At 66.8% G+C, this 26,171-nt stretch carries 28 protein-coding genes and 1 tRNA gene; 9 read left to right on the forward strand and 20 right to left on the reverse strand.

Annotated elements, in window-relative coordinates; translation table 11 throughout:
• The first annotated feature begins 12 nt into the window (after positions 1-12).
• Together QZ853_RS05025 and QZ853_RS05030 are read left to right on the forward strand one after the other, a co-directional pair.
• Positions 13-1,170 (forward strand): ABC transporter permease, encoded by a 1,158-nt coding sequence (locus tag QZ853_RS05025; protein WP_295571196.1) that lies wholly within the window; start codon positions 13-15, stop codon positions 1,168-1,170.
• A gap of 13 nt (positions 1,171-1,183) precedes the next feature.
• Positions 1,184-2,506, forward strand: a complete 1,323-nt coding sequence (locus QZ853_RS05030; protein WP_295571197.1) for an ABC transporter permease — start codon at positions 1,184-1,186, stop codon at positions 2,504-2,506.
• 74 nt (positions 2,507-2,580) lie between these two features.
• Here QZ853_RS05030 and QZ853_RS05035 read toward each other — a convergent pair whose 3' ends face one another.
• Positions 2,581-2,919, reverse strand: a complete 339-nt coding sequence (locus tag QZ853_RS05035) for a YrhB domain-containing protein (protein WP_295571198.1) — start codon at positions 2,917-2,919, stop codon at positions 2,581-2,583.
• 319 nt (positions 2,920-3,238) lie between these two features.
• On the opposite strand from QZ853_RS05035, the gene QZ853_RS05040 reads away from it, so the two are divergent.
• On the forward strand, positions 3,239-6,064 hold the full coding sequence (locus QZ853_RS05040) for a TonB-dependent receptor (RefSeq protein WP_295571199.1): 2,826 nt from the start codon (positions 3,239-3,241) through the stop codon (positions 6,062-6,064).
• 106 nt (positions 6,065-6,170) lie between these two features.
• On the opposite strand, the gene rarD is transcribed toward QZ853_RS05040, so the two are convergent.
• Positions 6,171-7,067 carry an EamA family transporter RarD gene (gene rarD / locus QZ853_RS05045; protein WP_295571200.1) on the reverse strand — a complete coding sequence of 299 codons (897 nt, stop codon included), beginning with the start codon at positions 7,065-7,067 and terminating at the stop codon, positions 6,171-6,173.
• Positions 7,064-7,969, reverse strand: coding sequence for a drug/metabolite exporter YedA (yedA, locus tag QZ853_RS05050; RefSeq protein ID WP_295571201.1), 906 nt, complete (start codon positions 7,967-7,969; stop codon positions 7,064-7,066). Before yedA ends, rarD begins: the two co-directional genes overlap by 4 nt.
• 276 nt (positions 7,970-8,245) lie before the next feature.
• Between yedA and QZ853_RS05055 the strand changes: the two genes are divergently transcribed.
• Complete coding sequence (locus tag QZ853_RS05055) at positions 8,246-9,580, forward strand: MFS transporter (RefSeq protein WP_295571202.1); 1,335 nt, start codon at positions 8,246-8,248, stop codon at positions 9,578-9,580.
• A gap of 31 nt (positions 9,581-9,611) precedes the next feature.
• Complete coding sequence (locus QZ853_RS05060; protein ID WP_295571203.1) at positions 9,612-9,947, forward strand: hypothetical protein; 336 nt, start codon at positions 9,612-9,614, stop codon at positions 9,945-9,947.
• A gap of 138 nt (positions 9,948-10,085) precedes the next feature.
• On the opposite strand, the gene QZ853_RS05065 is transcribed toward QZ853_RS05060, so the two are convergent.
• The 4 genes from QZ853_RS05065 to QZ853_RS05080 all read right to left on the reverse strand — a co-directional run bounded on the left by QZ853_RS05065 (position 10,086) and on the right by QZ853_RS05080 (position 14,691).
• Positions 10,086-11,738 (reverse strand): M28 family metallopeptidase, encoded by a 1,653-nt coding sequence (locus QZ853_RS05065; protein ID WP_295571472.1) that lies wholly within the window; start codon positions 11,736-11,738, stop codon positions 10,086-10,088.
• A 130-nt stretch (positions 11,739-11,868) separates the two neighbouring features.
• On the reverse strand, positions 11,869-12,801 hold the full coding sequence (locus QZ853_RS05070) for an MBL fold metallo-hydrolase (RefSeq protein WP_295571204.1): 933 nt from the start codon (positions 12,799-12,801) through the stop codon (positions 11,869-11,871).
• Positions 12,802-12,960: 159 nt separating this feature from the next.
• On the reverse strand, positions 12,961-13,257 hold the full coding sequence (locus QZ853_RS05075; RefSeq protein ID WP_295571205.1) for a hypothetical protein: 297 nt from the start codon (positions 13,255-13,257) through the stop codon (positions 12,961-12,963).
• Between the two features lie 141 nt (positions 13,258-13,398).
• On the reverse strand, positions 13,399-14,691 hold the full coding sequence (locus tag QZ853_RS05080) for a tryptophan--tRNA ligase (protein ID WP_295571206.1): 1,293 nt from the start codon (positions 14,689-14,691) through the stop codon (positions 13,399-13,401).
• Positions 14,692-14,799: 108 nt separating this feature from the next.
• Between QZ853_RS05080 and QZ853_RS05085 the strand changes: the two genes are divergently transcribed.
• A complete protein-coding gene (locus QZ853_RS05085) occupies positions 14,800-15,600 on the forward strand; it encodes a hypothetical protein (protein WP_295571207.1) in 801 nt (266 codons plus the stop codon).
• A 67-nt stretch (positions 15,601-15,667) separates the two neighbouring features.
• Here QZ853_RS05085 and QZ853_RS05090 read toward each other — a convergent pair whose 3' ends face one another.
• From QZ853_RS05090 to rocF, 3 genes are all read right to left on the reverse strand, one after another.
• Positions 15,668-15,889, reverse strand: coding sequence for a CsbD family protein (locus QZ853_RS05090; RefSeq protein WP_004153772.1), 222 nt, complete (start codon positions 15,887-15,889; stop codon positions 15,668-15,670).
• Between the two features lie 200 nt (positions 15,890-16,089).
• On the reverse strand, positions 16,090-16,227 hold the full coding sequence (locus QZ853_RS05095; protein ID WP_019661832.1) for an entericidin A/B family lipoprotein: 138 nt from the start codon (positions 16,225-16,227) through the stop codon (positions 16,090-16,092).
• A 160-nt stretch (positions 16,228-16,387) separates the two neighbouring features.
• Positions 16,388-17,308, reverse strand: coding sequence for an arginase (rocF, locus tag QZ853_RS05100; RefSeq protein ID WP_295571208.1), 921 nt, complete (start codon positions 17,306-17,308; stop codon positions 16,388-16,390).
• A gap of 129 nt (positions 17,309-17,437) precedes the next feature.
• On the opposite strand from rocF, the gene QZ853_RS05105 reads away from it, so the two are divergent.
• Positions 17,438-17,785: a hypothetical protein gene (locus QZ853_RS05105; RefSeq protein WP_295571209.1), complete on the forward strand. Its 348-nt coding sequence runs from the start codon at positions 17,438-17,440 to the stop codon at positions 17,783-17,785.
• Positions 17,786-17,807: 22 nt separating this feature from the next.
• On the opposite strand, the gene QZ853_RS05110 is transcribed toward QZ853_RS05105, so the two are convergent.
• The 7 genes from QZ853_RS05110 to birA all read right to left on the reverse strand — a co-directional run bounded on the left by QZ853_RS05110 (position 17,808) and on the right by birA (position 22,176).
• Complete coding sequence (locus QZ853_RS05110; RefSeq protein WP_295571210.1) at positions 17,808-18,578, reverse strand: DUF3011 domain-containing protein; 771 nt, start codon at positions 18,576-18,578, stop codon at positions 17,808-17,810.
• A gap of 293 nt (positions 18,579-18,871) precedes the next feature.
• Positions 18,872-19,003: a hypothetical protein gene (locus QZ853_RS05115; protein ID WP_295571211.1), complete on the reverse strand. Its 132-nt coding sequence runs from the start codon at positions 19,001-19,003 to the stop codon at positions 18,872-18,874.
• Positions 19,004-19,061: 58 nt separating this feature from the next.
• The gene (locus QZ853_RS05120) at positions 19,062-19,337 is read right to left on the reverse strand and encodes a type II toxin-antitoxin system RelE/ParE family toxin (protein WP_295571212.1); all 276 of its coding nucleotides are present in this window, start codon (positions 19,335-19,337) and stop codon (positions 19,062-19,064) included.
• Positions 19,338-19,514: 177 nt separating this feature from the next.
• A tRNA-Thr gene (locus tag QZ853_RS05125) sits at positions 19,515-19,590 on the reverse strand.
• 40 nt (positions 19,591-19,630) lie between these two features.
• Complete coding sequence (locus QZ853_RS05130; RefSeq protein WP_295571213.1) at positions 19,631-20,470, reverse strand: SPOR domain-containing protein; 840 nt, start codon at positions 20,468-20,470, stop codon at positions 19,631-19,633.
• Positions 20,471-20,479: 9 nt separating this feature from the next.
• Positions 20,480-21,211, reverse strand: a complete 732-nt coding sequence (locus tag QZ853_RS05135) for a type III pantothenate kinase (RefSeq protein WP_295571214.1) — start codon at positions 21,209-21,211, stop codon at positions 20,480-20,482.
• Positions 21,208-22,176: a bifunctional biotin--[acetyl-CoA-carboxylase] ligase/biotin operon repressor BirA gene (gene birA / locus QZ853_RS05140; RefSeq protein ID WP_295571215.1), complete on the reverse strand. Its 969-nt coding sequence runs from the start codon at positions 22,174-22,176 to the stop codon at positions 21,208-21,210. The genes QZ853_RS05135 and birA overlap by 4 nt, the downstream gene beginning before the upstream one ends.
• Before the next feature lie 144 nt (positions 22,177-22,320).
• Here birA and QZ853_RS05145 point away from each other — a divergent pair, with 144 nt between their 5' ends.
• Together QZ853_RS05145 and QZ853_RS05150 are read left to right on the forward strand one after the other, a co-directional pair.
• Positions 22,321-22,599, forward strand: a complete 279-nt coding sequence (locus QZ853_RS05145; RefSeq protein ID WP_295571216.1) for a hypothetical protein — start codon at positions 22,321-22,323, stop codon at positions 22,597-22,599.
• Complete coding sequence (locus QZ853_RS05150) at positions 22,566-23,357, forward strand: M90 family metallopeptidase (RefSeq protein WP_295571217.1); 792 nt, start codon at positions 22,566-22,568, stop codon at positions 23,355-23,357. The genes QZ853_RS05145 and QZ853_RS05150 overlap by 34 nt, the downstream gene beginning before the upstream one ends.
• A 28-nt stretch (positions 23,358-23,385) precedes the next feature.
• Here the strand turns inward: QZ853_RS05150 and QZ853_RS05155 are convergent, their stop codons facing one another.
• From QZ853_RS05155 to QZ853_RS05165, 3 genes are all read right to left on the reverse strand, one after another.
• Complete coding sequence (locus QZ853_RS05155) at positions 23,386-24,810, reverse strand: sensor histidine kinase (RefSeq protein WP_295571473.1); 1,425 nt, start codon at positions 24,808-24,810, stop codon at positions 23,386-23,388.
• 25 nt (positions 24,811-24,835) lie between these two features.
• On the reverse strand, positions 24,836-25,519 hold the full coding sequence (locus QZ853_RS05160) for a response regulator transcription factor (RefSeq protein WP_004136763.1): 684 nt from the start codon (positions 25,517-25,519) through the stop codon (positions 24,836-24,838).
• Between the two features lie 72 nt (positions 25,520-25,591).
• On the reverse strand, positions 25,592-25,966 hold the full coding sequence (locus tag QZ853_RS05165; protein ID WP_295571218.1) for a hypothetical protein: 375 nt from the start codon (positions 25,964-25,966) through the stop codon (positions 25,592-25,594).
• Positions 25,967-26,171 lie beyond the last annotated feature (205 nt).

Here is a 26,171-nt window from a genome sequence, read left to right on the forward strand (position 1 = left end):
GAGGCCACGACGATGAAATACTTCTCGCTGGTGTGGGCGCAGCTGTTCCGCAGCCGCACCCGTACCCTGCTGACCCTGCTGTCGGTGGTGGCCGCGTTCCTGCTGTTCGGCATGCTCGACTCGGTGCGCGTGGCGTTTTCGTCCGGCGGCAGCGTGGAAGGTGCCAACCGGCTGGTGGTGGCCTCGCGGCTGTCGATCACCCAGTCGCTGCCGATCCGCCTGGAAACCCAGATCCGCCAGGTGGCCGGCGTGCGCGACGTGGCCTACGGCATGTGGTTCGGCGGCATCTACCAGGACCCGAAGAACTTCTTCCCGAACTTCTCGGTGTCGCCCAACTACTTCGATGTCTACCGCGAGCTGCAGATCGAACCGGCACAGCTGGAAGACTGGAAGCAGACCCGTACTGGCGCCATCGTCGGCGAAACCCTGGCCAAGCAGTTCGGCTGGAAGATCGGCGACACCATCCCGCTGCAGGCCACGATCTTCCCGCGCGGCGGCAGCAACGACTGGCCGCTGGAACTGAAGGGCATCTACCGTTCCAAGGATCGTGCGCTGGCCGCCAATGAAGAACGCCAGTTGATGATGAACTGGAAGTACTTCGACGAATCCAACGACTACATCAAGAACCAGGTGAGCTGGTACACGGTGACGCTGGATAACCCCGACCATTCCTCGCGGGTGGCGCAGGCCATTGATGCAATCTCGGCCAACTCCGACCACGAGACCAAGACCCAGACCGAGTCGGCGTTCCAGCAGGCCTTCGTCAAGCAGTTCGCGGACATCGGCATGATTGTCACCTCGATCATGGGTGCGGTGTTCTTCACCCTGTTGCTGCTGACCGGCAACACCATGGCGCAGGCGGTGCGCGAACGCGTGCCGGAGCTGGCCACGCTGAAGACACTGGGCTTCAAGGACAGCACTGTGCTGACCCTGGTGATGGTGGAGTCGGTGCTGCTGATCGGCCTGGGCGGCCTGATCGGCATGGGCCTGGCCGCGTTGATCCTGCCGGCGATCGGCCCGAAGAGCATGGGCATGCTGCCACCGCACGTACCGACGCCCACCTGGCTGATGGGGCTGGGACTGATCGTGGTGATCGGCATCATCGTCGGCCTGTTGCCGGCGCTGCGTGCCAAGCGCCTGAAGATCGTCGACGCACTGGCTGGCCGCTGAGGAAGACACCGACATGTTCAAGAGCAAACTCAAGAAGTGGCTGGGCAACGGCGCGACGGTGCTGCTGCTGGCGATCGGCCTGGTGCTGTGGATCAGCCTGCCGTGGATCGGTGTGCTGGCCATGGCCGTGCTGGTGGCCCTGTGGCTGCTGCTGACCCGTGGCGGACGGCTGGCACTGGCGGCCACCCGCATCGGCGTGGCCAGCCTGCCGCAGCGCTGGGGGGCGTCCTCGGTGATCGTGGTCGGCATCGCTGGCGTGGTCGGCGTGCTGGTGGCGATGCTGGCGATGGGCGAAGGCTTCCAGGCCACGCTCAATAACACCGGCGATGACACCACCGCCATCGTGCTGCGCGGTGGCTCGCAGGCCGAGACCAACTCAGTGATCACCCGCGAGCAGGTACCGACGCTGTCCACCCTGCCCGGCATCAGCCGCGACGGTGAAGGCCGGCCGCTGCTGTCGCCGGAGCTGTCGCAGGTGGTCAACCTGGTGTCGAAATCCGACGGCACCGACGTCAACGCGCAGTTCCGTGGCGTCGGCCCGCAGGCATGGGCCGTGCATGACAAGGTCAAGATCGTCGAAGGCCGCAGGTTCGCTACCGGGCTGCGCGAGATCGTCGTCGGCCAGGGCGCCAAGGGCCAGTTCCGCGACATGGAGGTCGGCAAGACACTGACGCTGGGCAACCAGACCTGGACCGTGGTCGGCGTGTTCGCCACCGGCGATGCGCATGATTCAGAGCTGTGGACCGACGCCGATACGCTGGCCACCACCTACCAGCGCAGTGCATGGCAGTCGATCAGCGTCCGTACCGATGGCAAGGCCGGCTTCGAGCAGTTCAAGGCCGCCGTCGCCGCCGATCCGCGCTTGAAGCTGGACGTGGAAACCACGCGCGTCTACTACAGCAAGCAGGGGGGCGGGCTGACCAAGCTGATCGACATCCTCGGCAAGGTGATCGGCACGATCATGGCGGTGGGCGCGGTGTTCGGTGCGCTCAACACCATGTATGCGGCAGTGGCCACGCGTGCGCGCGAGATCGCCACCATGCGCGCGATCGGCTTCCGCGGCCTGCCGGTGGTGACCGCGGTGATGCTGGAGACGATGCTGCTGGCGCTGCTCGGCGGGCTGCTCGGCTGTGCGGTGGCGTGGCTGCTGTTCAATGGCTACAGCGTGTCCACCATCGGCAGCAACTTCAGCGCGGTGGTGTTCAAGTTCCATGTGTCGCCGGAACTGCTGTGGACAGGCCTGAAATGGGCACTGGGCATCGGCCTGGTCGGCGGCCTGTTCCCGGCGCTGCGCGCGGCACGTTTGCCGATCACCACGGCGTTGCGCGAAACCTGAGCATCACGCAGCGGTGGGCTGGGCATAACGCAGGGGGACGGAGCGGAAGCTCCGTCCCTTTCCCGTTGGCGAACTCAGAAATCCGCCGCCGCGGCATCAGACGGCGGGCTGCGCGAAGCCAGATGCCGGCGAAGGACCTCCTCCGGCGGATACGCCGTGCCCAACGCGTGCTGCTCGCCTGTATGCCGGTCGACGAAGATCGGCCCATTGCCTGCCAATGCATCCGAGATTTCACCGGAGTGCAGGTAGCGCCGCGACTGGAAGCAGAACAGCCAGCCTTCGACCACTTCGTGCTCATGCGTGATGGCAACCGGCTCATCGTCGCTGGCAAGTGCAGCCTCCACGCGACGGCGTGCTTCTTCAAGTTGGATCATTCCTTCATCGCCCACTATCGATGACAACGCGAAGAGCATTTCATGCGGGCAGATGCATCACAACGGATGCGCGCCTGCCCACACGCGCGCACTGCGACGCGTTGTCGCAACCCCTCAAGCTTGCCAGGTTCGTGCCGCTATCGATGCCTCTGCCCATCGCGCACGCAACGTGCGTGACGCTGCGCACATCGCATCTGTGGATTGTTGGTTGCGATTCATTTTCGCGCGCATCCTGCAGCGAAGAGACAAACAGTTACGAATGGAAACACTTTAGAATCGCGCCCCCCACGTTGGTTTGCAGCACCCCACGCGCCCACAGAACGGGCGCTTGTTTTTCTTGAAACACGAGATGTCACGGATGTCCCTGAAAACCACTCCGCTGCGCAACGCGATCGTCATCGCGCTGGCCGCCAGCTGCACCACCCCCGCCTTCGCACAGAGCGCAGGCGATACCCCGACCAACCTCGACCGCATCGAGATCACCGGCTCGCGCATCCGCCAGGCCAGTGTCGAAACCGCACAGCCGGTGGTCGCGCTCAGCCGCGCCGAGATCGAGAAGAAGGGCTACGTCAACGTCGCCGACATCCTGCAGGACGTCACCGCCGCCGGCGCACCGAGCCTGAGCCGCTCGTCGTCGCTGAGTTCTTCGCGCGACTTCGGCGGCACGTACGTCAGCCTGCGCAACCTGGGCCCGGAACGCAGCCTGGTGCTGATCGACGGCCGCCGCATGGGCGTCAGCGCCGGCGGTTACTCCGACCTGGCCTCGATCCCGTCGGCCATCGTCGAGCGCGTGGAAGTACTGACTGACGGTGCTTCGGCCCTGTACGGCTCGGACGCCATCGCCGGTGTGGTCAACATCATCACCCGCAAGAACTTCGATGGTGGCGAAGCCAGCGTCTACGTCGGCCAGTACGGCGAAGGCGACGGCCAGAAGCGCTCCTACAGTGCCACCTTCGGCAAGACCTTCGACCGCGGCTGGTTCAGCGTCGGTGCCGAGCGCACCAAGGAAGACGAAGTGATGGGCGGCGCGCGCGAATTCAGCCGCTACGTCAACGGTCCGCGCCACCCGAACGATGGTCTGAACGGCAACACGCCGTGGGGCAGCGTCACCGTCGGCGGCAAGCCGCTGACCGTCGGCCCGGGCGGCGACCCGACCAGCGCCAGCAATTTCCACGCGCCGAACCCGGCCGATGGTGCCAACACCAAAACCAACATGAGCCTGCTGACCGGCCTGGAGCGCACCTCGGTGTTCGCCAACGGCGGCTTCTCGATCACCGATGACCTGCGCATCGTTGCCGATGCCATGTACAGCAAGCGCGAATCGACCAAGCACCTGGCCGGCTACCCGTACTCGGTCACCGCCACACAGGCGCGCAACGGCAGCCGCGCCGCCCTGTCCAAGGACAGCGCGTTCAACCTGTGGCAGCAGGACGTGCTGTTCTCGCACCGCACCGAAGAAATGCTGCGTGGCACCGAGAACACCCTGGAAACCAAGCGCGGCAGCCTGGGCCTGGAAGGCAGCTTCGAAACCGGCTCGCGCTACTGGGACTGGAACGTCAGCTACACCTACAACCGCAATGAAGGCGAGCGCGTTGGTACCGGCAGCATGTACCAGCCGAACGTCAACCTGGCCGTCGGCCCGTCCTTCATCGAGAACGGCGTGGCCTACTGCGGTACCCGCGATGCGGTGATCGCCGGCTGCGTGCCGTGGAACCCGGCCGCGCCGATGGGCTACACCGGCCCGGGCTCGCTGAGCAACCAGGACGTGCAGGACTACCTGTTCGCCCGCTACGTGGACAAGAGCCAGACCACCACCAAGGTGGCCAGCGCCAACATCTCCGGTTCGCTGTTCACGCTGCCGGCCGGCGACATCATGGCTGCGATGGGCTTCGAGCACCGCACCGAAGAAGCGCGCTACACCCCGGACCTGATGGTGCAGAACGGCCAGATCGCCGGCACCACCGGCAAGCCGACCCAGGGCGACTACTCGCTCAACGAGGTCTACCTGGAAATGCAGGTGCCGCTGCTGGCCGACATGGCGTTCGCCCGCGAACTGTCGCTGGATGTTGCAGTTCGCTATTCGGACTACAACAACTTCGGTTCGACCACCAACAGCAAGTTCGGCGTGAAGTGGAAGCCGATCGACAGCCTGCTGGTGCGCGCCACCTATGGCACCGGCTTCCGTGCACCGACCGTGGACGACCTGTACGGCGGCACTGTCAGCACCCGTGATTCGTTCACCGATCCGTGCGACACCTCGTTCGGCACCGCTGCCAGCAGCGCCACGGTGGCTGCCCGCTGCAAGGCCCTGAACGTGCCGGCCAACTTCCGCCAGCTCAACAGCGACGGCACCGTGGCCAGCAAGCCGGGCCAGCAGGCCACCACCGATTTCAACTCCGGTTCCAACCCGAACCTGAAGCCGGAAACCGCCAAGACCTGGACCGTGGGCCTGGTGTACAGCCCCGACTTCGTGCAGGGCCTGGACGTCAGCCTGGACTGGTGGAAGATCCGCATCGACAACGCCATCGTTGGTGAGTCGGCCACCAACATCCTGGAACAGTGCTACGTGCAGGGCTCGGACGCCGCCTGCGGCCGCTTCACCCGTGGCAGCAACGGTCAGGTCAACGCGCTGGACCGTTCGCTGGTCAACGCGGGCTACCGCGAAACCGCCGGCTATGACATCAGCGCGCGCTACCGCCTGCCGGAAACCGCGTTCGGCAAGTTCGCCGTTACCTGGAACACCACCTACACCGACTACCTGGAGCAGCGCAACGACAACGCCGCCACCACGCCGGTGGAGCAGCTGACCAGCTGGGGCGGCAACTTCCGCGTGCGTTCGACCTTCAACCTGGACTGGCAGTACGGCAACCTGGGCATCGGCTGGACCGCGCGCTACTACTCCAGCATGAAGGAGAAGTGCTCCTACATGGACGAGTGCAACATGCCGGGCTTCAGCTCGGCCTACACCGATGCCTCGCCGACCAACAAGGTGGGTTCGAACACCTTCCATGACCTGCAGGTGCGTTACAGCCTGCCGTGGGACGGCACCGTTTCGCTGGGCATGAACAACGTGTTCGACCACCAGGGTCCGATCATGTACAGCCAGCCGAACAGCAGCTTCACCTACTACGGTGGCTTCGACATCGGTCGTTTCATGTACATGAAGTACCAGCAGCGCTTCTAAGCCTGCAACCAAGTTCCCGCCACCGCCATCTCTCTCTCCTGGCGGTGGATGGAAGCAGAACGGCGCCCCTCGGGGCGCCGTTCTTTTCTGTGCAAAGCGGGGATTGCTACCGCTTCGCGCGCATGGTGCGCACATTGTCGCCGACAAACAGGATCAGGCCGGCCCAGATCGCCGCGAACCCGATCGCCTTGGCGGTGTCGAACGCCTCATGGAAGAAAAACACGCCCAGCAGCAGCTGCAGGCTCGGCGCGATGTACTGCAGGATGCCGACCAGCGACAGCGGAATGCGCTTCACGCCGTAGGCGAAGCCGATCAGCGGCACCGCCGTGACCACGCCACCAAAGATCAGCAGCAGGTCATTGCGCCAGCCCCAGCCATGCAGGAACGCGCCGCCGTGACCATTCTCGGCCCAGATCGCAAACGCCAGCGCCGGCAGGAACAGGTACATGCCTTCCACGCCCAAGCCGGCCACCGGATCGACCGAGACCAGCTTGCGCAGCAGGCCATACAGCCCGAACGAACAGGCCAGGCCCAACGCGATCCACGGCGGTGTGCCGGCATCGATGGTCAGCCAGGCCACGCCCACCGCCGCCATCGCCACCGCCACCCACTGCAGGCGGCGCAGGCGCTCCTTCAGCACCAGCACGCCCAGCAGCACGTTCACCAGCGGGTTGATGAAGTAGCCCAGGCTGGTCTCGATGACGTGGCCGGCGTTGACCGCCCAGATGTACAGGCCCCAGTTGAAGGCGATGGTCAGGCTCGACACCAGCAGGATCGGCAGCGCGCGCGGCTGCGCGGCGATCTTTTTCCACCAGCCCAGGCGCGCACTGAGCACCAGCCAGCCCAGCACCAGCACGGTGCTCCAGATGATGCGGTGGGCGATGATCTGGAACGAGGGCACCTCGTTGAGCAGGTGCCAGTACACCGGCACCAGGCCCCAGATCACGAAGGTGGAGGCGGTGACCAGCAGGCCCCGGCGTTGTTCCTTCTCGTCCATGCTCATTTCCTTCGTGTCCTTGCCATCGTCAACACCACCACGCCCAGAAGAATCACCACCATCGCCAGCAGGTCGCGCCAGCCGAAACGTTCACCGTTCAACAGCGCGCCCAGCAGCACGGCGATGACCGGATTCACGTAGGCATAGCTGCCGGCCAGTGCCGGGCGCACGTTCTGCAGCAGCCACACGTACGCGGTGAAGGCGACGATGGAACCGAACACGCACAGATAGGCCATCGCCAGCAGGCCGCCGGCATCAGGCAGCGTGGTCGGGCGCTCGCCGACCGCCAGGCCGATCAGCACCAGCAGCACGCCACCGCAGATCATCTGCCCGGCCGCGGTCATGAATGGGCCCGGCAGGTCCAGGCCGCGTGCCCACACCGAACCGAAGGCCCAGCCGACCGGCGCGATCAGCAGCAGCACCAGCCCGGTCGGCGACGCGGTCAGGCTGCTGCCGGCGTTGAGCCAGACCACGCCGAGGAAGCCGATGGCGATACCCAGCCATTCGCCGCGGCTGGCGTGCTGACCGCGCAGCGCCGAGAACAGCGCCATCCACAGCGGTACCGAGGCGACCGCGGTGGCGGCCAGGCCGGAGGACACCTCGCGCTCGGCCAGCACCACCATGCCGTTGCCCAGCACCAGCATGGTCACGCCCATGATCAACAGGTTGCGCCACTGCCGCAGCGTTGGTTTCGGAATTTTCCAGAACAGCCGCAGCGCGGCGTACATCACCCCGCCAGCAATGATGAACCGGCTGCCGGAGACCATCGTCAGCGGCAGTGCGCCGCCGTGCAGGGCCTTGGCGATGCCCAGGTAGGTCGAGCCCCAGACCACATAGACCAGCAGTAATGCCAGCGCAACAAGGCCACCCCGGGGGGCAGCCGCAGACGAAGAAAGAGGAGCCGACATGACGCACCAGCAGGCGGGGGAACGCCGATTCTAGAGCGTTCGCCTGCGGGAAATCACTCCGGTTTGCAACAGGCCGCGAACCGGCATACGACGATTTAGTTATGGTCCGCCGCCGCGGCTTGCTGTCACCCTGTGCGGTTCCCATGCCCTGCCCGCCTCCCGGCACCTGGCGTTGACGTGGGATGCAGTACCTAGGAGGCTGGCCGCGGCGCCCTTCGCGCGCCGGGTACCCGATATTTCCCGCACGGAAGCGCCGCATCGAGGATCCACACCCAGATGAGCACCACGTCCCAACCTGCCGTACCCGCGAACGAGGGCGCCGCGCTGCGCCGCTCGATCTCCAATACCCTCAAAGGCTCCGCCGGCAACCTGGTGGAGTGGTACGACGTCTACGTGTACTCGGTGTTCGCCGTGTACTTCGAATCGCAGTTCTTCTCGCCTGAAGACAAGAACTCCACGATGTACGTCTGGGCGATCTTCGCCGCCACGTTCCTGATGCGCCCGATCGGCGCCTGGTTCTTCGGCCGCTTCGCCGACCGCCACGGCCGCCGCCTGGCCCTGACCGTCTCGGTCACGGTGATGGCGCTGTGCTCGTTCCTGATCGCCGTCACCCCCACAGCGGCCAGCATTGGTATCTGGGCAGCGGTCATCCTGCTGTTCGCGCGCCTGCTGCAGGGCTTCGCGACTGGTGGTGAATACGGCGCCAGCGCCACGTACATGTCCGAGGCCGCCATTCCCGGCCGCCGCGGCTTCCTGTCCTCGTTCCACTACGTCACCCTGGTCGGCGGCCACGTGCTGGCCCAACTTACCCTGCTGCTGATGCTGACCTTCTGGGGCAAGCCGGAAATCTCCGAATGGGGCTGGCGCATCGCCTTCGGCATCGGTGGCATCGCCGCAGTGGTGGTGTTCTGGCTGCGCCGGGGCATGGACGAGTCGCTGTCGGAGTCGTCGATCGAAGCCGCGCGCGAGGGCAAGGCACAGAAGTCCGGCTCGATGTACGAACTGTTCGTGCACCAGTGGCGGCCGCTGCTGCTGTGCTTCCTGATCACCGCCGGTGGCACCATCGCCTTCTACACCTATTCGGTGAACGGCCCGAAGATGATCCAGAGCGCCTTCGCGGGTGACGACCCGATGACCGGCACCCTGATCAACCTGGGCGTGCTGGCGTTCCTGATGGTGCTGCAGCCGGTCGGTGGCTGGCTGTCGGACATCATCGGCCGCAAGAGCCTGCTGGTGTTCTTCGGTGTCGGCGGCGTGCTGTACAGCTGGTACCTGATCACCCAGCTGCCGCACCAGCACGATGCCACCCTCGCCTTCCTCACCCTGGCGCTGGGCTTTGTCATCCTCACCGGCTACACGTCCATCAACGCGGTGGTGAAGGCCGAACTGTTCCCCACCCACATCCGTGCACTGGGCGTGGGCCTGGGCTACGCGCTGGCCAATTCGCTGTTCGGTGGCACCGCCCCGCTGCTGTACCAGGGCGCGCTGAAAACCGGCCACGTCGACTGGTTCGCCATCTACGTCACCGCCACGATCGCGGTATCGTTGGTGGTCTATGTCTTCTTCCTCACCAACAAGGGCCCGAACTGGCTCGACGGCACCCGCAAGTAAGGGCGTCGTACTGATCGCAGCCACCGGTGCAATGCCGGTGGCTGCTGCATCTCCGGCGTCGCCGCTGATGTGGATCGCGGCGGCGCTTGCCGCAGCCACGGCGCTGGCTTGGCTGCTGCGCCGCCCCAGCGCGCAGGCCTCGTGGCCGCGCATCGGCTTCGGGGTGGCGCTGCTGGTGTTCTCTGCCGCACTGGTGCTGCAGCTGGCAATCGATCTGGGCAGTGGCCACAGTTCCCTTGCGATGAGCAGCCACCCGCGCGGCGGGGTGCTGCACCCGGTGGGCCTGCGCGCGACGGTGGCGTGCTATCTGGCCGTGCTCGCCGCCAGTGGCTGGGGCGCGTGGGCGCTGTTGCGGCGGCGCAGGTAGTGCCGGCCGCTGGCCGGCAATCGGTAGAGTCGACTGTTAGTCGGCTGCTCTCTCTGTCGGCACCGAAAAACCCGCGCTGGGCGCGATAGTCGACTCTACTCCCGGCGGAATGACATGACACCCCGCCGGTTCCGATCCTCAGCGGCGGGCCGCTTCGCTCTTGTCGCGCGCGCCGCGGAACTCCGATTCCCTTTCCCACGTCGGCCAACGGCGGCTGTTGGCCAGCTCGGCCCCCAGGTCGTAGACCAGCAGGGTGTCGGCGGCGTGGCCGCTCGGGTCCCAGCCCGGGGTCCAGGCATCGCAGGCCTGGTGGTAGCAATCGGCGAAGTACTTCTCGCGCAGCGCGCGGCCGGCTTCTACGCCGCCGTCCAGCTTGTCCAGGCCGGGGCCGATGGTGATCGCCGGCACGCCCAGGCGCGCGAAGGCAAAGTGGTCGGCGCGGTAGAAGAAGCCAGCCTCCAGGTTCGGGTCCGGGCTGTAGCTGCGGCCACGGGCCTTGGCCACGCGCTCCAGGTCCCTTTCCAGCGAGACACGGCCCTTGCCCCACGAGGCGATATCGCGGGTCGGGCCATCCGGGCTGAACATCTCGATGTTGAGCACCGCGGCGGTCTTGTCCAGCGGCGCCAGCGGGTGCGCGGCGTAGTAGCTTGCGCCCAGCAGACCCTTCTCTTCAGCGGTCAGTGCCACGAAGTACAGGGTGCGCTGCGGCTGCGGGCCGGCAGCGAACACGCGGCCCAATTCCAGCACCGTGGCCACGCCCGTGGCGTTGTCGATCGCTCCACGGCGGATGCGGTCCCCCTTGGCGTCCGGCTGACCGATGCCGAACGCATCCCAGTGCGCGGAGAAGATCACCGCCTCGTCGCCATGCGCACCGCCGGGCAGCTTGGCCACCACGTTGCGGGTCACCACCTGTTCGCGCTTCAGCGCGAAATCCACGCTCAGCCTGGCATTGTCCAGCGCCACCGGCCGGAAGTCGGCGCGCATCGCCTTGCGCTTCTCGGCGTCGAAATCGAGGCCGGCGTCGGCGAAGATCGCCTCGGCCAGTTCGCGCTGCATCCAGCCGCGCAGCGGCGTGTGCTGGGCCATGGCTTCGGCCTGGCCGCGCTCGATGTCGAACAGCGGCGAAGTGCCTGAGCTCTTCACTGTCGCCCAACCGTAAGCGGCCGGCGCGGTCTCGTGCACGATCAGCACGCCTTCGGCGCCGCGGCGTGCGGCTTCCTCGAACTTGTAGGTCCAGCGGCCGTAATAGGTCACGGCCTTGCCATCGAACGCCCCCGGCGCATCGGCCTCGAAATCGGCGTCGTTGATCAGCACCACGGCGATCTTGCCGTGCAGGTCCACGTCCTTGTAGTCATTCCAGTGGCGTTCCGGCGCGTCGATGCCGTAGCCGACGAACACCAGCGGTGCATCCTTGATCTGCACGCGCTTGCGCGGCTGCAGGCTCTGCAGGGTCACGTCCACGCCGTTGGCCAGCGCGCGCTTGCCCTGCTTCAGCGACAGGCTGGCCTTGGCCGGGCCATCCAGCTGCGCGCGCACCAGCGGCACCGGCTGCACCCAGCTGCCGTCCACACCGCCCGGCTGCAGGCCATAGCTGCGGAACTGCTCGATCAGGTACTGCACGGTGCGCTCTTCGCCTTCGGTGGCCGGCGCGCGGCCCTCGAACTCGTCCGACGCCAGCACACGCACGTGACGCGACAGCGCCTGCGGATCGATGCCGCCACCCGGCAGATCGTTGGCCGCATGAGCCAGGCCACCGACGAACAGGCAGGACGACAGCAGCAACACGCGCATCGGATTCACGGCAATACCACGGCAGGCTTGGAAGTCACCAGAGTGTAACGTGGTCGTGACATCGCGGCCCAGCGTGGGCGCCCCTCATCCCTGCATGGCATGGAGCCAGTCATCCACGCGTGGCGTGGACCTACTTGCTGATGCGCTCCAGCCAGCAGGCCAGGCCCTGTGCGTTCAACTCGATGTCCATCGCCAGTACGGCGGTCACCGCCGCCTCGTCCAGCGTGCAGCCATGCTGCTGCGCGCGCTCCAGGTACAGCGCCAGCAAGGCGGCCAGCAGGCAGCGGTGACGGTCCGGGCGACCATCGCACTGGCGGCCGATGGTGGCCATCGCATCGATCTGCTCGAACAGGTCCTCGGCCAGCTTCTGCACCTGCTCAACGCGGCCGTAGTGGGTCAGGTACATCGCCTGTGGCGCATAATCGAGCAGGCGCCGGATCGACGCCTTCATCGCCTCCGGGTCGAACTGCACCGGCGACGAGGTCGGGAAGATGAAGGCGCCCTGCGGGCTGTCCAGCTCGCGGTAGGAGATGCCGAAGGTATCGCCGGTGAACCAGCTGCGGCTGCGCGCATCCCACACGCAGTAGTGGTGCAGCGCGTGGCCCGGTGTGTGCAGCAGCACCAGTTCGCGACCGGCGAGGTCGATGCGGTGCCCGTCTTCGGCCACCACCACGCACTGTTCCGGTATCGGCTCGATGCGGCCGTAGCTGCGCGCGATCTCCTCGGCGCCGTACACCGCCGTCGCACCCGCAATGAGCCGGGTCGGGTCGATCATGTGCGGGGCGCCGCGCGGATGCAGCACGGCCTTCGCGTTCGGCAGCTGCTGCATCAGCAGGCCGGCGCCCCCGGCGTGGTCCAGGTGCACATGGGTCAGCAGCAGCCAGTCCACCGCATCCACGCCCAGCCCCACGCCCGCCAGCGCCTGCAGCATCGCCGGCACGGAAAGGCCGGTACCGCAGTCGACGAAGGCCGCGCGGCCGCGTTCAACGATCAGGTAGGCCGCATCGAAGCCGGGGCGTTGGAAGCCGGTGTCGATGGTATGGATGCTGGGGTCGGCGGGCATCGGCACGCACCTGGCAGGATCGGGAACAGACACCCATGGTAGGCGTGCAGGCGGCCCGGATTCGATGCGGCTTTGGTCGGAGGGCGCTTCGGTAGAGTCGAGCCATGCTCGACTGGGCGGAAAAGCGGTCGAGCAGGGCTCGACTCTACAAAGGCGGGGCTACCGGTCCAGCCAGCGCGGCCGCAGCAACAGGGCCAGCACCAGCACCGCCAGGAATGCGCCGTAGGCGTAAAGCACCGCCAGCACCTGTGGCCAGATCGGGCCGGCGCCGGGCTGTGCCATGCCGAGGCGATACCCCCACAGCATCGAGACGATGCTCAGCGCGAAGGCCAGCAGCAGGGTGGTGCCATCGAACAGGCGCCGGCGCGCAGTACGCGGCTGGCGCGGGAACAGCCAGTACAGGCTGCCCAGCAACAGGAACCAGGGCAGGAACAGCAGCAGCGACAACCAGGCCATTGCAGACTCCATGTCATCGCGCCGGAGGCGCGCGGACATCATGCCATGGGTGGTGGGCTGCCCTGTAGAGCCGAGCCCATGCTCGGCTCGACTCTACAAAAGCAAAGCCGAAAGCCGAGCGTGGGCTCGGCTCTACATCCATCACTCCTCGCGCAGCACGGCCAGCGCAGCCAGCACCGCATCCACCTCGGCCTCCAGCTTGAACAGTTCGCTCTGCAGCTGGTCGCCCTGCTCGGCCTGCTTGATCACCGCGATCAGCTGGCCGGCATCGCGCGGCGAATCGAAGCCTTCGCTCTGGATCAGCAGCGTGCCGTCACCGGCGGTCAGCTTGAAGTAGAAACGGCCGTCCTTCTCGCGGTACTGCTTGAACAACGGCGGTGCCACGCGGGCCACGCCGGCGTCCTCGCTGGCGATGTCGCCCGCAGTGGACAGGTCGCGCAGGCCCACGGCGTGGCGAAGCTCTTCCAGCAGCGGTGCCGCCAGCTGCTCGCGCAGCTGCTGGCCACGGCGCTTGAGCAGAGCTTCGATCTTCTCCGGCTCGGCCATCAGCGCGTTGTAGCGCTCGCGCAGCGGCGACAGCTCGCTGTCGATACGCTCGAACAGCTGCTGCTTGGCATCGCCCCAGCTGATGCCGGCGGCGAACGCCTTGGCGAATTCGGCGGTCTGTTCCGGGGTAGCGAACGCCTGGTACATCTGGAACAGCGCCGAGCCCTCGGTGTCCTTCGGCTCGCCCGGTGCGCGCGAGTCGGTCAGGATCGAGAACACCAGCTTCTTCAGCTCCTCGCGCGGCACGAACAGCGGAATGGTGTTGTGGTAGCTCTTGCTCATCTTGCGGCCATCCAGGCCGGCCAGCGTCGCCACCTGCTCGTCGATCACCACGTCCGGCAGCGGGAAATACTCCTTGCCGTACACGTGGTTGAAGCGCTGGGCGAAATCGCGCGCCATCTCGATGTGCTGGATCTGGTCGCGGCCCACCGGCACCTGGTTGGCCTTGAAGATCAGGATGTCGGCGGCCATCAGCACCGGGTACATGAACAGGCCGGCGCTGACGCCCGCGTCTTCATCCGCGCCTTCCTCGCGGTTCTTGTCCACCGCCGCCTTGTAGGCGTGCGCGCGGTTGAGGATGCCCTTGCTGGCAATGGCCGTCAGGAACCACATCAGCTCGGTCGTCTCGCGGATATCGCTCTGGCGGTAGAACCACACGTGTTCCGGGTCCAGGCCGCAGGCCAGCCAGCTGGCGGCGATCTCCAGGGTCGCGCGCTGGGTGCGCTGCGGGTCCTGCGACTTGATCAGGCTGTGCAGGTCGGCCAGGAAGAAGAAGCTCTCGATCCCCGGGGCGCGGCTGGCCGCGATCGCCGGACGGATCGCGCCGACGTAGTTGCCCAGGTGGGGCGTGCCGGAGGGGGTGATGCCGGTAAGGACTCGGGTCGTCATGACTGCGTGGGGAAACCTTCGATGAACGGGGCCAGTTTACCGTGCCCAAGGCCAACCCCGTCAGGGCCAGCGGCGCGTTCATTCACTCAACCCCGCTGGAGACACCCGATGAAACGCCTGCTGCCCCTGCTGTTGATCCTGCCCCTGGCCGGCTTCCGCCCGGCCCCGCCCCCGCCGCCGGTGTACGAGGGTGGCCCGGTGCGCATGGCCCTGGTCGACCGCGACCGTGGCACTGAACTGCGCAGCTACCCCGCTGAAGGCCAGCGTTGGGTGGCCGGCGAGCGTGGCCATCGCTACGCCGTGCGGCTGTACAACGACAGCCCGCGCCGGGTGCTGGTGGTGCTGTCGGTGGACGGCATCAACGCCATTTCCGGCGAGAACGCTGATCCCTCGCAGACCGGCTACGTGCTCAACCCCGGCCAGCGCGCCGATATCACCGGCTGGCGCAAGAGCCAGGACGAGGTGGCGCAGTTCGTGTTCAGCAGTCCCAGCGGCAGCTACGCCAGCCGCACCGGTCGCCCGGACAACATCGGTGTGGTCGGCGTCGCCGTGTTCGAAGAAGCGCGGCGCTGGCGCCCGGCGCCGATCCTGCGCCGTGGCTTGCCGCTGCCGGCACCGGCCGCGCAGGCCGAAGCTGCCGCCGATGCCCGTGCCAGCCGCATCGAGGGCAACGCGAGCAAGTCGCAGGCACCGGCGCTGGGCACGGGCCACGGTGCGCGTGAACAATCTTCGGTGCGCGACACCGACTTCGAGCGCGCCAGCCGCAGCCCGGCCCAGGTGCTGCAGCTGCGGTACGACAGCGCCCGCCACCTGCGCGCGCGCGGCATCCTTGTCGATCCGCCTTCGCGCCTGCCGCGCGAACCGCAGGCCTTCCCCAACCGCTACGTTCCGGACCCGCCGGCGCGCTGAGCGCAGACAACACGACGCCCGCAACCTGACGGTGCGGGCGTTGTGCTGTGGGGAAAACGGTCGGCGCTTACTTGTAGTCCGGATAGTCCTTGCTCACCGCATCCTGGAACTCACGGACTTCCTTCTCGGCGCGGTCCTTGGCCCAGCCATAACGTTCCTGCAGGCGACCGGCCAGGTACTCAGCATTGCCCTCGGCCACGTCGAAATCGTCGTTGGTCAGATCGCCCCACTTGGCCTGGGCCTTGCCCTTCAGCTGCGACCACTTGCCGGAAATGATGTCTTTGTTCATTGCTGGGAGTCCTTGGTTGCAACGGCGTTCTTACCGTGGCTCCAGCTTCGCGCAGTGGCTGTTGAATACCAGTCAACCGCCAATGAAATGCACGCTCACCTGCTTGAATGGTTCACTCCGCTTGCACAGCCGCCGGGGGCATCGCGCATGAAAAAGGCCGGGGAAGTCCCCGGCCTTTTTCTTTCCGTTCCGCGCCGGGCTTAGTTGCCCTTGGCGGCATCCTCAACCTTCTCACCGGCCTTCTGCACGTCCTTGCCGGCACCGGCCACGGTGTTGCAACCGGCCAGCAGGGCCACCGAGAACATCGACAACAGCATCAGGGCAACTACGCGCTTCATGGGCTTCTCCTTGGGTTTGCCGCTACACCGCTTCATTCGCGGATGGGATTCTTTCGCTCAGCGGGAGAGGCCATCGCCACTGCCGCCGCGTGAAGTGCAATCTGGCGGCAGGGGCGTGGAGCGGGTGTGAACGGATCGGGATCCCGTTCAGGGGAAGCCCTCAATCGCGCATCAGGGTGGACTTGCCGAACAGGCTTTCGACCAGATCCACGGCCAGTTCGGCGGTGGCATTCTGCTTGTCCAACAAGGGGTTGAGCTCGACGATATCCAGCGAACCCATGCGCCCGGTGTCGGCGATCATCTCCATCACCAGCTGCGCCTCGCGGTAGTTCACCCCGCCCGGTACGGTGGTGCCCACGCCCGGGGCGATGCTCGGGTCGAGGAAATCCACATCGAAGCTGACATGCAGGTGAGTGTTCTCGTCGATGCCGGCCAGCGCCGCTTCGACCGCGCGCTTCATGCCGTTCTCGTCGATGTAGCGCATGTCATAGACATCCACCTTGTGGGTCTTGATCAGGCGCTTCTCTTCCGGGTCCACCGAACGGATGCCGATCTGGTGCATCTGCGACGGGGTGATCGCCGGGGCGCTGCCGCCGAGCTGGGTCAGCGCATCCGGGCCGAGGCCGCACAGGCAGGCCACCGGCATGCCGTGGATGTTGCCCGATGGAGTGACATCGCTGGTGTTGAAATCCGAATGCGCGTCCAGCCACAGCACGCGCAGGGTCTTGCCCTGCTCGCGGCACCAGCGCGCCACGGCGGTGATCGAACCGATGCCCAGGCAGTGGTCGCCGCCCAGCATGATCGGCATGCGCCCGGCCTGCAGTTCAGCGTAGCTGGCGTCCATCAGCGCGCGGTTCCACGCCACCACCTCGTCCAGGTGGCGATAGCCTTCCACCGGCGCGGTCCACGGGTTGCGCGGGCCATCCAGGTTGCCCAGGTCGCGCACATCCACGCCGCGCGCTTCCAGCGCCTCCGGCAGGCCCGCCACGCGCAGCGCTTCCGGCCCCAGCCGTGCACCGCGATGGCCCGCACCGACATCGGTGGGAACGCCAATCAGGGATACGGAAATGGGATCGGCCATGGGTGCCTCCTGCGGGAAAAAAGAAGCACAGTCTAGCCAGAGCTGTGTGACACCACTCGCGGCGGTGCAGCAGGCCATGAGCATGGCATGATGCCGCGCGGACCCGACCGCCCTTCATGGAAGATTGCGATGTCGCCCTTCATCAATACCGCTTGGCCACGCTTTTTCATGGGCGCGCTGCCCATCGCCGCGTTTGCGGTTCTGTTGAGCGGCTTGATTGAGGCGTCGCCGAACCGCTGGCTGATGCAGGCGGTGCTTTTGCTGACGCCCTTCTCGCTGCTGGTGTTCTTCGGGTTCGGTTGGCACCGCCTGCGCAAGGCGCACGCTGAATATCCGATCCTGAAGAGCGAACTGGACCGGATGCTGGCAGCCTTGATCGGCAACGTGAAGGTGGCCGTGCTGTGGTTCGGCCTGACGTCGTTCGGAACGTTCGCCCTGATCCTGGCATGGGTGCTGCTGTACAGGTCCGGCTGCTGACGCCGGATCTACACCCCCGCGCTCAGCGCCCGCGGCGGCGAACCGGCGTCACGCTCTGCACCTGGCCGTTATTGCGCATCATGCACAGGAAGCGGCCGTCGGGATAATCGATGATCAGCTCCTGGTAATCGTTGCCCACCGGCATCTGGGTGACCAGTGCGCCCTGCGCGCCCTTGCGCATGTTGCAGGCGCCCAGTGCGGTATCGCCTGCGGGCGCCGGGTTGGTCACTGAAGACACATTGCGGAACACCGCGCGGCAACCGCCATTGACCCACACCGAGTGCCGCGCCAAGCCCCAGTTCTTGCCTTGCTCGCAGCGGGTGCGGCTGAGTTGGCGCACGATCTCCACGTTGCCGCGGGTGTTCAGATCACACGACACCTGCTGCTGGCCGGTGGATTCACAGGTGACCTCGCGCGGTAGTGCGGCATCTCCGGCGGCAGCGTCGCGAGGGCGTGTGCTGTTTGCGGAGGGCGCTGACGTGTCGCTGGCGCTGACCTGGCAGATGCCATTGGCGCCGCCACGGCCGGTGTAGCTGACCTGCGGCGCGCCGTCATCGTTGCGGCTGATCGACAGGGTGATGCCGCTGTTGGCATCGCGTGCTTCGAAATAGCGGTCGTTGAAACGTTTCAGCGTGGCCTCGCGGCCCTGCACGTAGACCGGTCCACCTTCGTCGGCGTGCACATCGAGGCCGCCCGGGCAGCTGGCGTTGAAGAAGGGCACGGCGGCCATGGCCGGGGCTGCGAACGCGGTGGAAAGCAGGGCGACGGTGAGCGGCAGGGCGTGGCGACGCATGTGCGGATCCCGAAGGGGCCCAAGGTGGGCGTGTAGCGGCAGTATGGGGTGGGGCGTTGTCCGCTGTCCGCTGTCCGTGAGGAATAGCATGATCCAGACGGTGCGTTGTGGCTTTCAGGTCTGAGATCGTGGCCTAGGCGCCTTGCCGGGCCTGTCAAGCCAGCTTTACTTCGCACGCCGAAGCAAGCCGCGTCACCACGAAGGCGCGGCTCTGATTGCCGATGACGGCGGCACTGCGGGAGGGCACGTGCGACCTTGCTCATCCCTTGGGCACGGGCGATATCGCCCAGCGCCTAAGCGATGAATGCCGAATCGCCGTCGCTTTCTTCGATGCATGCGTCGAGATAGGCCGCAATTCCCATCGGGGCATTAAGGTGTTCGGCCACATAGAATGCTTGGAGTTCAACTTTCTTCTTGATGGCCATGATGGGACAGCTCCAGTACTTTGGTATTGAGTCGTTTCCCCTACAACCAGTTCGATGCTCACAGGGCACGCGCAATCTCCTTGGCCTTCTCTATATCGCGCTGTTGCGAACCCTTGTCGCCTCCGACCAGAAGAATCATCAACTGCCTGCCCCGCTGCGTGTAGTACACGCGGTAACCCGGCCCTGCATCGATGCATAGTTCAGAAACGCCACCGGCCTGATAGCGGTGATCATCGGGATGGCCTTCTGCGAGCCGACCGATGCGGGCACGCACGGTTACGTCCTTGAGCGCGTCAATCCATGCCGCGAACTGTCGGGTACGCTGGATCTTCATGGAGAAAGGAGCCTACCGGCGACATGCTTTCAACAATCAGGATCGCGCGCAGGGAAGTGAACAGCGACACATCACACGTCGCGAGGGAGAACAGCGAAGAAGGAAGGAGGGGGGCCGGAATCGGCGCCCGACTGGCCAACGCGCTGCCGCTGCAAAGAGGGATTAGCAGATGCCCAATGGTGCCGCTTATCCGAATCGAACGGATGACCTACTGTTTACAAGACAGTTGCTCTACCAACTGAGCTAAAGCGGCATGGGTGGATCACCGGCGGCGGCGCCGCGGTCCGGGGATTCTAGCGCAACCTTGCGCATTCCAGCGACCGGCTCTGTGCCGCGCCACTGCGCTGCTGGGCCTGGGCCGGCTGCGTGCCCGCCGCCAGCTGCCCTTCCAGCCACCACTGGCCGGCGTCGCCGCTGGCCACCAGGCGCGGCAGGAAGCCGGCGGCCTGCACTGCGGCCATGCGCCGCTCGGCGCCTTCGCGGTTGCGGTACTGGCCGAGCGCCACGGCGTTGGTCTCCTCGCCCTGGCTGATGATGTAGTAGTCGCTCAGGCCGGCGGCGACGATGCGCTTGACCGTGGCCTGGGCCTCTTCGCGGTTGGCGGCGGCCGGCAGCATCACCCGGTAACGGGCACTGCCGCTGGAAGCGGGCTGTTCGCGCAGGCGCACCTGGCTCAACGCCGTGCCGGTCTTGCCTTGCGCGGCGGTCGCGGCGGCGCGGTCGGCGAACGGACCCAGCGCGACGCAGCGCGGCGGCTCCGGGGCGGCTGGCGGCGTCGCAGGCTTCTCCGCAACCGGTGAAGGGGCGGGTTTGGCCGCTGCGGCAACCGCCACTGGTGCCGGTCCCGGTGCAGCTTCGGTCACCTGCGGCTTGGCCGGCACCGCAGGGGCAGGCGTCGCAGCCACCGCCGTCTTCTCAGCCGGTTCGCGCTCCACCAGCGGCGCAGTCGGGGCGGCGGCCGTGGCTTCGGCGGCCGCAGCGGCATCCACACCACCGGGCACCCAGCGCAGCTCGGCCACGCCGGCCGGTTGCGGCGGCGGCGCAGGCTTCTGCGGTGCATCGCGCAGCAGCCACCAGCAGGCGACGCCAAGATTGAGGATGGCCAGCACGACGATCAGGGCACGGGTCAGCATGCGCGGATACTAGCCTGCGGGCTGGTGCACCGCCCAGCGGGCAAGGCCATCCAGCACCAGCGACGGGTGGTAATCAGCGCCGGGCAGCAACGGCATCAGCGCTGGTGCGCCACCACCGTGCACCAGCAGCGACGGTGCCACGCCCAGCAGCGCGTTCGCCTGCTGGGCGCTGCGTTCGATCAGCGCCACGGCCGCACCATCGCAGCCGGAGGCCAGCGCGTCGGCGGTGTCGTTGGCGAATTCGCTGTAATCACCGCCCGTGGCCGGCAGCTGCACCGCGCGCGCGTGCAGTGCTTCGCGCATGGTGGTGGGCGATGCGGAAATGCGGCCACCGTGGTGTTGGCCGTCGGCGTCGAGCAGGTCAATCGTCAGTGCGGTGCCCACGCCCACCACCATCACCGGGCGCTGCGCCTTTGCGGCAGCCAGCAGGGCCAGGAAGCGGTCGACGCCGAACTTTTCCGGCTTGGCATAGGCAATGCGCACACCGGCGCATTCGGCGCTGGTGCGCACCACGTGCACGTTTTCGAAGCGGCGCTGCAGCTGGTCCAGCATGGCGCTGGTCAGCGACGGTGCGGCCACGCTGGCCACGAACGCGGTGCGGCCGCTGGGCAGGCTGTGCGGCGGCTGCCCGGCCATGCCTTCGGCGCCATGCGCCCAGGCCTGCACGTCACCGGCGCGGTCACCCTGCAACGGCGCGAACTTGAAGCGCGAGTTGCCGAGGTCGAACAACCAATCGCTCATGCCGCCCTCACGCTGACTTCGCCGGCGTGCAGCAGGCGTTCCTGGCCATCGATGCGCACGCGCAGTGCGCCGTCATCGGCCAGGCCGAGCGCGGTACCGTGCTGCCACTGTCCTTCCAGTTCCACGCGTACTTCGCGGCCGGCCAGCATGTCGAAGGCGGCGTAGCGCGGCAGGAACGGAGCGAGGCCTTCGCGATCGAATTCTTCCAGCGCCGGCAGCAGGCGCGCCAGCACGGCAGCAACGACCACGTTGCGGTCCACCGGCTTGCCGGCCAGGGTGTCCAGATCCACCCACGGCTGGGTGATCTGCTCGGCGAACGCGGGCGGCATGTGCGTGTTGATGCCGATGCCGATCACTGCGCGCGCCGGGCCGGCGTATTCGCCACCGCCCTCGGCCAGCAGGCCGACCAGCTTGCGTTTGCCATCAACGATCAAGTCGTTTGGCCACTTCAGCTGGGCCTGGGTGAAACCCAGGTCATGCAGCGCCTCGGCCACGGCGATGCCGCCGACCAGGCTCAGTCCGGCCAGGCGGCCGAGGCCACCGGAGAACAAGCGCAGCACCGACAGGTATACATGGGCGGCCAGCGGTGAGGCCCAGCTGCGGCCGCGACGGCCGCGGCCGCCGGTCTGGCGTTCGGCGAGCAGGACGCTCACCCCGCGCTGGGGCGCGCTGCACCGCAGCAATTCGGCGTTGGTGGAGTCCACCGACCAGGCCACCTGCAGGTCGTGCAGCAGGACCTGGGCGTCGGCAGGCAGGCCGGCGCGGATCGCGTCCGGGTCCAGCAGGTCCACCGGACGGGTCAGGCCGTAGCCTTCGCCGGCACGGCCCTCGATGTCCACACCGGCAGCCCTAAGTCCTTGAATACGCTTCCAAATGGCCGCCCGGGTCTGGCCCAGCTCACGGGCCAGGGCGTCGCCGGACAGGCGACCGGCAGCGAGTTTGGCCAGCAATTGGCGATCGTCCACGGCAGCTTCCACGAAGTCAGGGAGGAATTATGCGGGAAAGCCGTCAGCGACGCCTGCCACGCTGGGTTCCGCAGGGGCTTCCAACGGGGCCTCGGGTTCGGGCTAGAATCGGGAACTCACCTTCCCTTAACGTGGATGTCGTCAATGCGCCGTTATGCCCATTGCCTGATCCTGCTGACGATGCCCTTCGCGGCGTCTGCTACAGCAGCGCTGGACGACAGCCGCGGCGCCTGCGTGACTTCCAACGGTGATGCCGCTTCGCAGCGTGCACCGACCGCGACCGCCTCGGCAGCAACCAGCAAGCCGGCCCCGGTTCGCCCGGCGGCCAACAGCAGCACCGGCGGCGGTGGCAGCGACGACGACGTGCTGCAACGCATCCGCGCGCCGAAGTGGCACAGCTACCTGCCGGGAATGTTCCGCTGATCAAGTCGTTGCTGGGGTGGCTGCGGCCTGCGCCGCGGCCGATTGACGATGCGCTTTGGGAGGACGCCTGCCGCCGCGTGGCCTGGCTGCACGGCCTGGACGCCCCCCGTCGCGCACGGCTGCGGGCGCTGGCCACGCGCTTCCTGCACGAGAAGACCCTTACCCCGATCGGTGAACTGCAGTTGCAGCCCGGCGATGGCGTGCTGCTGGCCGCGCTGTGCTGCCTGCCGCTGCTGGAGTTCGGCGAAGTGGGGCTGCAGGGCTGGTCGCAGCTGATCATCTATCCCGATGCGTTCCGCGTGCACCGCAGCCACATGGATGCGGCCGGAGTGCTGCACGAATGGGATGACGAGCTGATTGGCGAGTCGTGGGACAGCGGCCCGTTGATCCTGTCCTGGGCCGATGTGCAGGCCGACCTGGCCGCGCCACACGAGGGTTACTGCGTGGCGGTGCACGAGATGGTGCACAAGCTGGATGCGCTGGATGGCGCGATGGACGGCACGCCGCCGCTGCCGCGCGAATGGCAGCGGGAGTGGGCGGCCATCTTCCAGCGCGCCTACGACGGGTTCTGTGCGCAGGTGGATGCCGGTGAAGAGGTGCTGATCGATCCGTATGCGGCGGAAGCGCCGGAAGAATTCTTCGCGGTCGCCAGCGAGTATCACTTCTCCGCACCGGACCTGCTGCAGCAGGCGTTGCCGGAGGTGGCCGCGCAGCTGCGGCGGTTCTACGGCGAGCCGCCAGCCTTCGACGCGCGGTAGTGCCGGAACACCCTCGGGACCGCGCGGTTTACGGCCCCGGCGGCAGGCGCACTTCGAAGCGGGCGCCGCCCAGTTCGCTGGAGCGGCCCACGATCAGTTCGCCGCGGTAATCCTTGATCAGGTCCTGCACGATCGACAGGCCGATGCCGTGGCCCTGCACGCGCTCGTCGCCACGCACGCCACGCTGCAGCACCTTGCCGATGTCGTCCGGGGCAATGCCCGGGCCATCGTCATCCACCGCCAGCAGCAGGCCGGCGCGACGCGCGTTCGGGGCCGGCAGCGGCTGCGCGGTCAGCAGCACGCGGCGGTTGGCCCACTTGAAGGCATTTTCCAGCAGGTTGCCCAGCAGTTCCTGCAGGTCACCCGGTTCGCCGTGGAAGCGCGCGGCCGGTTCGATGTCGAATTCGCACAGCACGCCTTTGGAGGCGTAGACCTTTTCCAGGCCGCGCACGATCTCTTCGGCGTTGGATTCGATCGGCAACGGTGCGGAGAACAGCTTGTGGCCCGACGACGCCGCGCGCGCCAGCTGGTACGAGACCAGGTTGTTCATGCGCTGCAGCTGCACGTCCAGTTCTTCGCGCAGCGCACTGTCGCCGGCACCGCTGTCCATCTGCGTGCGCAGCACCGCGATCGGCGTCTTCAGGCTGTGTGCCAGATCGGCCAGGGTATTGCGCTGGCGCTCGAGGTTCTCGCGCTCGCTCTCGATGAAGGCGTTGATGCTGTCAGTCAGCGGCTCCAGCTCGCGCGGGTGGCGCTCGCTCATGCGCGCGGTCTCGCCCCGCTGCACCTTGGTCAGCTCGGTGATCACGCGGCGCAGCGGGCGCAGGCTCCACTGCAGGATGACGGTCTGCAGCAGCAGCAGGATCAGGCCGATGCCACCCAGGTAGAACCAGACGCGGCCACGGAACACACGCAGCTGCGCACCCAGCGCGCGCGAGTCTTCCATCACGTAGATGGTGTAAGGGAATTCGGTGGCGGGGTCGGCGTCGGCATCCCATACCAGGCCCAGGCCATAGCGGTACACCGAGCCCTGGCTGCCATCGATCTGGATCATCGGCAGCGGGCCTTCGAATACTTCCTGGCGCGGAGCCAGCAGGCCCCCGCCCACGGTGGGCAGCATCGGGCCTTCGGCGGACATCGAATTGCCCTTGCCGTCCGGCATCACCACCTGCAGGTACAGGCCGCTGCCGGGCACATCAAAGCGCGGATCCGGCGGCTGCTCGCGGATGTACAGCGAGCGGTCGCGGGTGAAGTCGATGCCGGCCGCGTAGGCGGTGGCGTAGTTCTTCAGGCGCTCACGCAGGTTCGCCTTCGCCGTATCGGCGAAGGCAGCGTCCAGCGCGTAACCGGCCAGGGCCAGGAACGCGACCAGGCCCACGGAGGCGGCCAGCATCTGGCGCGCCTGCAGAGAGCGCGGCCGCCAGCGTCGGAAGAACCACAGACGGCCGGACATCATGGTATCGCCAGGCTGAGCCGGCTCAGCCCTCGTTGCGCGGAATCGCGAAACGGTAGCCGCGACCGCGCACGGTCTCGATCGGCTTCAGTTCGCCATCCGGGTCCAGCTTCTTGCGCAGGCGGCCGATGAAGACCTCCAGCACGTTCGAGTCGCGGTCGAAGTCCTGCTGGTAGATGTGCTCGGTGAGATCGGCCTTGGAGACCAGTTCACCAGCGTGCATCATCAAGTACTCCAGCACCTTGTACTCGTAGCTGGTGAGGTCGACATTGCTGCCGGCCACGCTGACGGTCTGCGCGGCGAGATCCAGGGCGACCGGGCCGCATTCCAGGGTCGGCTTGCTCCAGCCAGCGGCGCGGCGCAGCAGCGCGTTGACGCGGGCCAGCAGCTCTTCGACGTGGAACGGCTTGACCAGGTAATCGTCGGCGCCCTGCTTCAGGCCCTCGACCTTGTCCTGCCAGCTCGAACGCGCGGTCAGGATCAGCACCGGGAACTTCTTGCCTTCGTCGCGCAGGGCCTTGATCAGCTCCATGCCCGACATCTTGGGCAGGCCGAGGTCGATGATGCCGACATCGAACGGCACTTCGCGGCCCATGTAGAGGCCTTCCTCGCCGTCCTGCGCAGCATCGACGGCAAAGCCTTCGCGCTTGAGCCGGGCTGCCAGGGTCTCACGCAGCGGGGCTTCGTCTTCGACCAGAAGGATACGCATGAACTCTCCCTAGTGTCCTGGGTGTGGCCCGGAGGCCTGTGGGTACGGGTTGATGGCGACAACTATCCCTGTTCAGGGGTTATCGCCGCGTAGTGATGACATATCCGACCGCGGCGTGCGCGGCTGTGAACGCGACGGGGCGGGGTCGTCCATGTAGCGGACCCGGCCCCGGTCGTCCATGTATTTCACCCGGTTGATGTCACGACCATCGAACGGCACGCGCTCGGCGCCCAGGATGTGGCCGCCGGTGCTGCGCTGCACGCGGCGCACGGCATCGGACAGCGAACGCTCGTCGCCACGGCCACCGCGCTCGCCCCGCTCCATCATCTCCGCGCGTCCCTGCTCGCCACGCGGCGGCTGCTGCGCCAGCGCCGACGACAGCGGCGCAGCCGCCAGCACCACGCAGGTGGCCAGGGCAATGCGGCAATGGAAGGGAGCGGAAGACATCAATGCGATCCTAGCCGAGCACGGCGATTCGTTCAAAAGTCGTAAATCCGGGGACCGGGTTCGGGACCCGGCGCTTTACAAATCTTTTGCAAATTCTTGGTTTTGGGCAGTGAATCCGGTCTGAACTTTTCCGGCCCAGGCCCCGCTCCGTTCAGCTAAATGAACATTCGGGACGAATCACCGTCCCTTGTCAAGTCAGGAAAGT

Source organism: uncultured Stenotrophomonas sp. (genome assembly GCF_913778665.1).
Lineage (GTDB): Bacteria > Pseudomonadota > Gammaproteobacteria > Xanthomonadales > Xanthomonadaceae > Stenotrophomonas.

Coding starts and splice junctions, on each gene's coding strand:
- QZ853_RS05145 (WP_295571216.1), top strand. CDS start 22,321: ATGCGCCGTTATGCCCATTGCCTGATCCTGCTGACGATGCCCTTCGCG.
- QZ853_RS05060 (WP_295571203.1), top strand. CDS start 9,612: ATGCCGGTGGCTGCTGCATCTCCGGCGTCGCCGCTGATGTGGATCGCG.
- QZ853_RS05105 (WP_295571209.1), top strand. CDS start 17,438: ATGTCGCCCTTCATCAATACCGCTTGGCCACGCTTTTTCATGGGCGCG.
- QZ853_RS05160 (WP_004136763.1), bottom strand. CDS start 25,519: ATGCGTATCCTTCTGGTCGAAGACGAAGCCCCGCTGCGTGAGACCCTG.
- QZ853_RS05135 (WP_295571214.1), bottom strand. CDS start 21,211: ATGAGCGATTGGTTGTTCGACCTCGGCAACTCGCGCTTCAAGTTCGCG.
- QZ853_RS05120 (WP_295571212.1), bottom strand. CDS start 19,337: ATGAAGATCCAGCGTACCCGACAGTTCGCGGCATGGATTGACGCGCTC.
- QZ853_RS05075 (WP_295571205.1), bottom strand. CDS start 13,257: ATGGCCTGGTTGTCGCTGCTGCTGTTCCTGCCCTGGTTCCTGTTGCTG.
- QZ853_RS05025 (WP_295571196.1), top strand. CDS start 13: ATGAAATACTTCTCGCTGGTGTGGGCGCAGCTGTTCCGCAGCCGCACC.
- QZ853_RS05065 (WP_295571472.1), bottom strand. CDS start 11,738: ATGCGCGTGTTGCTGCTGTCGTCCTGCCTGTTCGTCGGTGGCCTGGCT.
- QZ853_RS05095 (WP_019661832.1), bottom strand. CDS start 16,227: ATGAAGCGCGTAGTTGCCCTGATGCTGTTGTCGATGTTCTCGGTGGCC.
- QZ853_RS05070 (WP_295571204.1), bottom strand. CDS start 12,801: ATGCCCGCCGACCCCAGCATCCATACCATCGACACCGGCTTCCAACGC.
- QZ853_RS05080 (WP_295571206.1), bottom strand. CDS start 14,691: ATGACGACCCGAGTCCTTACCGGCATCACCCCCTCCGGCACGCCCCAC.
- QZ853_RS05110 (WP_295571210.1), bottom strand. CDS start 18,578: ATGCGTCGCCACGCCCTGCCGCTCACCGTCGCCCTGCTTTCCACCGCG.
- QZ853_RS05155 (WP_295571473.1), bottom strand. CDS start 24,810: ATGTCCGGCCGTCTGTGGTTCTTCCGACGCTGGCGGCCGCGCTCTCTG.
- QZ853_RS05030 (WP_295571197.1), top strand. CDS start 1,184: ATGTTCAAGAGCAAACTCAAGAAGTGGCTGGGCAACGGCGCGACGGTG.
- QZ853_RS05035 (WP_295571198.1), bottom strand. CDS start 2,919: ATGCTCTTCGCGTTGTCATCGATAGTGGGCGATGAAGGAATGATCCAA.
- QZ853_RS05130 (WP_295571213.1), bottom strand. CDS start 20,470: ATGCTGACCCGTGCCCTGATCGTCGTGCTGGCCATCCTCAATCTTGGC.
- QZ853_RS05040 (WP_295571199.1), top strand. CDS start 3,239: ATGTCCCTGAAAACCACTCCGCTGCGCAACGCGATCGTCATCGCGCTG.
- yedA (WP_295571201.1), bottom strand. CDS start 7,969: ATGTCGGCTCCTCTTTCTTCGTCTGCGGCTGCCCCCCGGGGTGGCCTT.
- QZ853_RS05090 (WP_004153772.1), bottom strand. CDS start 15,889: ATGAACAAAGACATCATTTCCGGCAAGTGGTCGCAGCTGAAGGGCAAG.
- QZ853_RS05055 (WP_295571202.1), top strand. CDS start 8,246: ATGAGCACCACGTCCCAACCTGCCGTACCCGCGAACGAGGGCGCCGCG.
- QZ853_RS05115 (WP_295571211.1), bottom strand. CDS start 19,003: ATGGCCATCAAGAAGAAAGTTGAACTCCAAGCATTCTATGTGGCCGAA.
- QZ853_RS05085 (WP_295571207.1), top strand. CDS start 14,800: ATGAAACGCCTGCTGCCCCTGCTGTTGATCCTGCCCCTGGCCGGCTTC.
- rarD (WP_295571200.1), bottom strand. CDS start 7,067: ATGAGCATGGACGAGAAGGAACAACGCCGGGGCCTGCTGGTCACCGCC.
- rocF (WP_295571208.1), bottom strand. CDS start 17,308: ATGGCCGATCCCATTTCCGTATCCCTGATTGGCGTTCCCACCGATGTC.
- QZ853_RS05165 (WP_295571218.1), bottom strand. CDS start 25,966: ATGTCTTCCGCTCCCTTCCATTGCCGCATTGCCCTGGCCACCTGCGTG.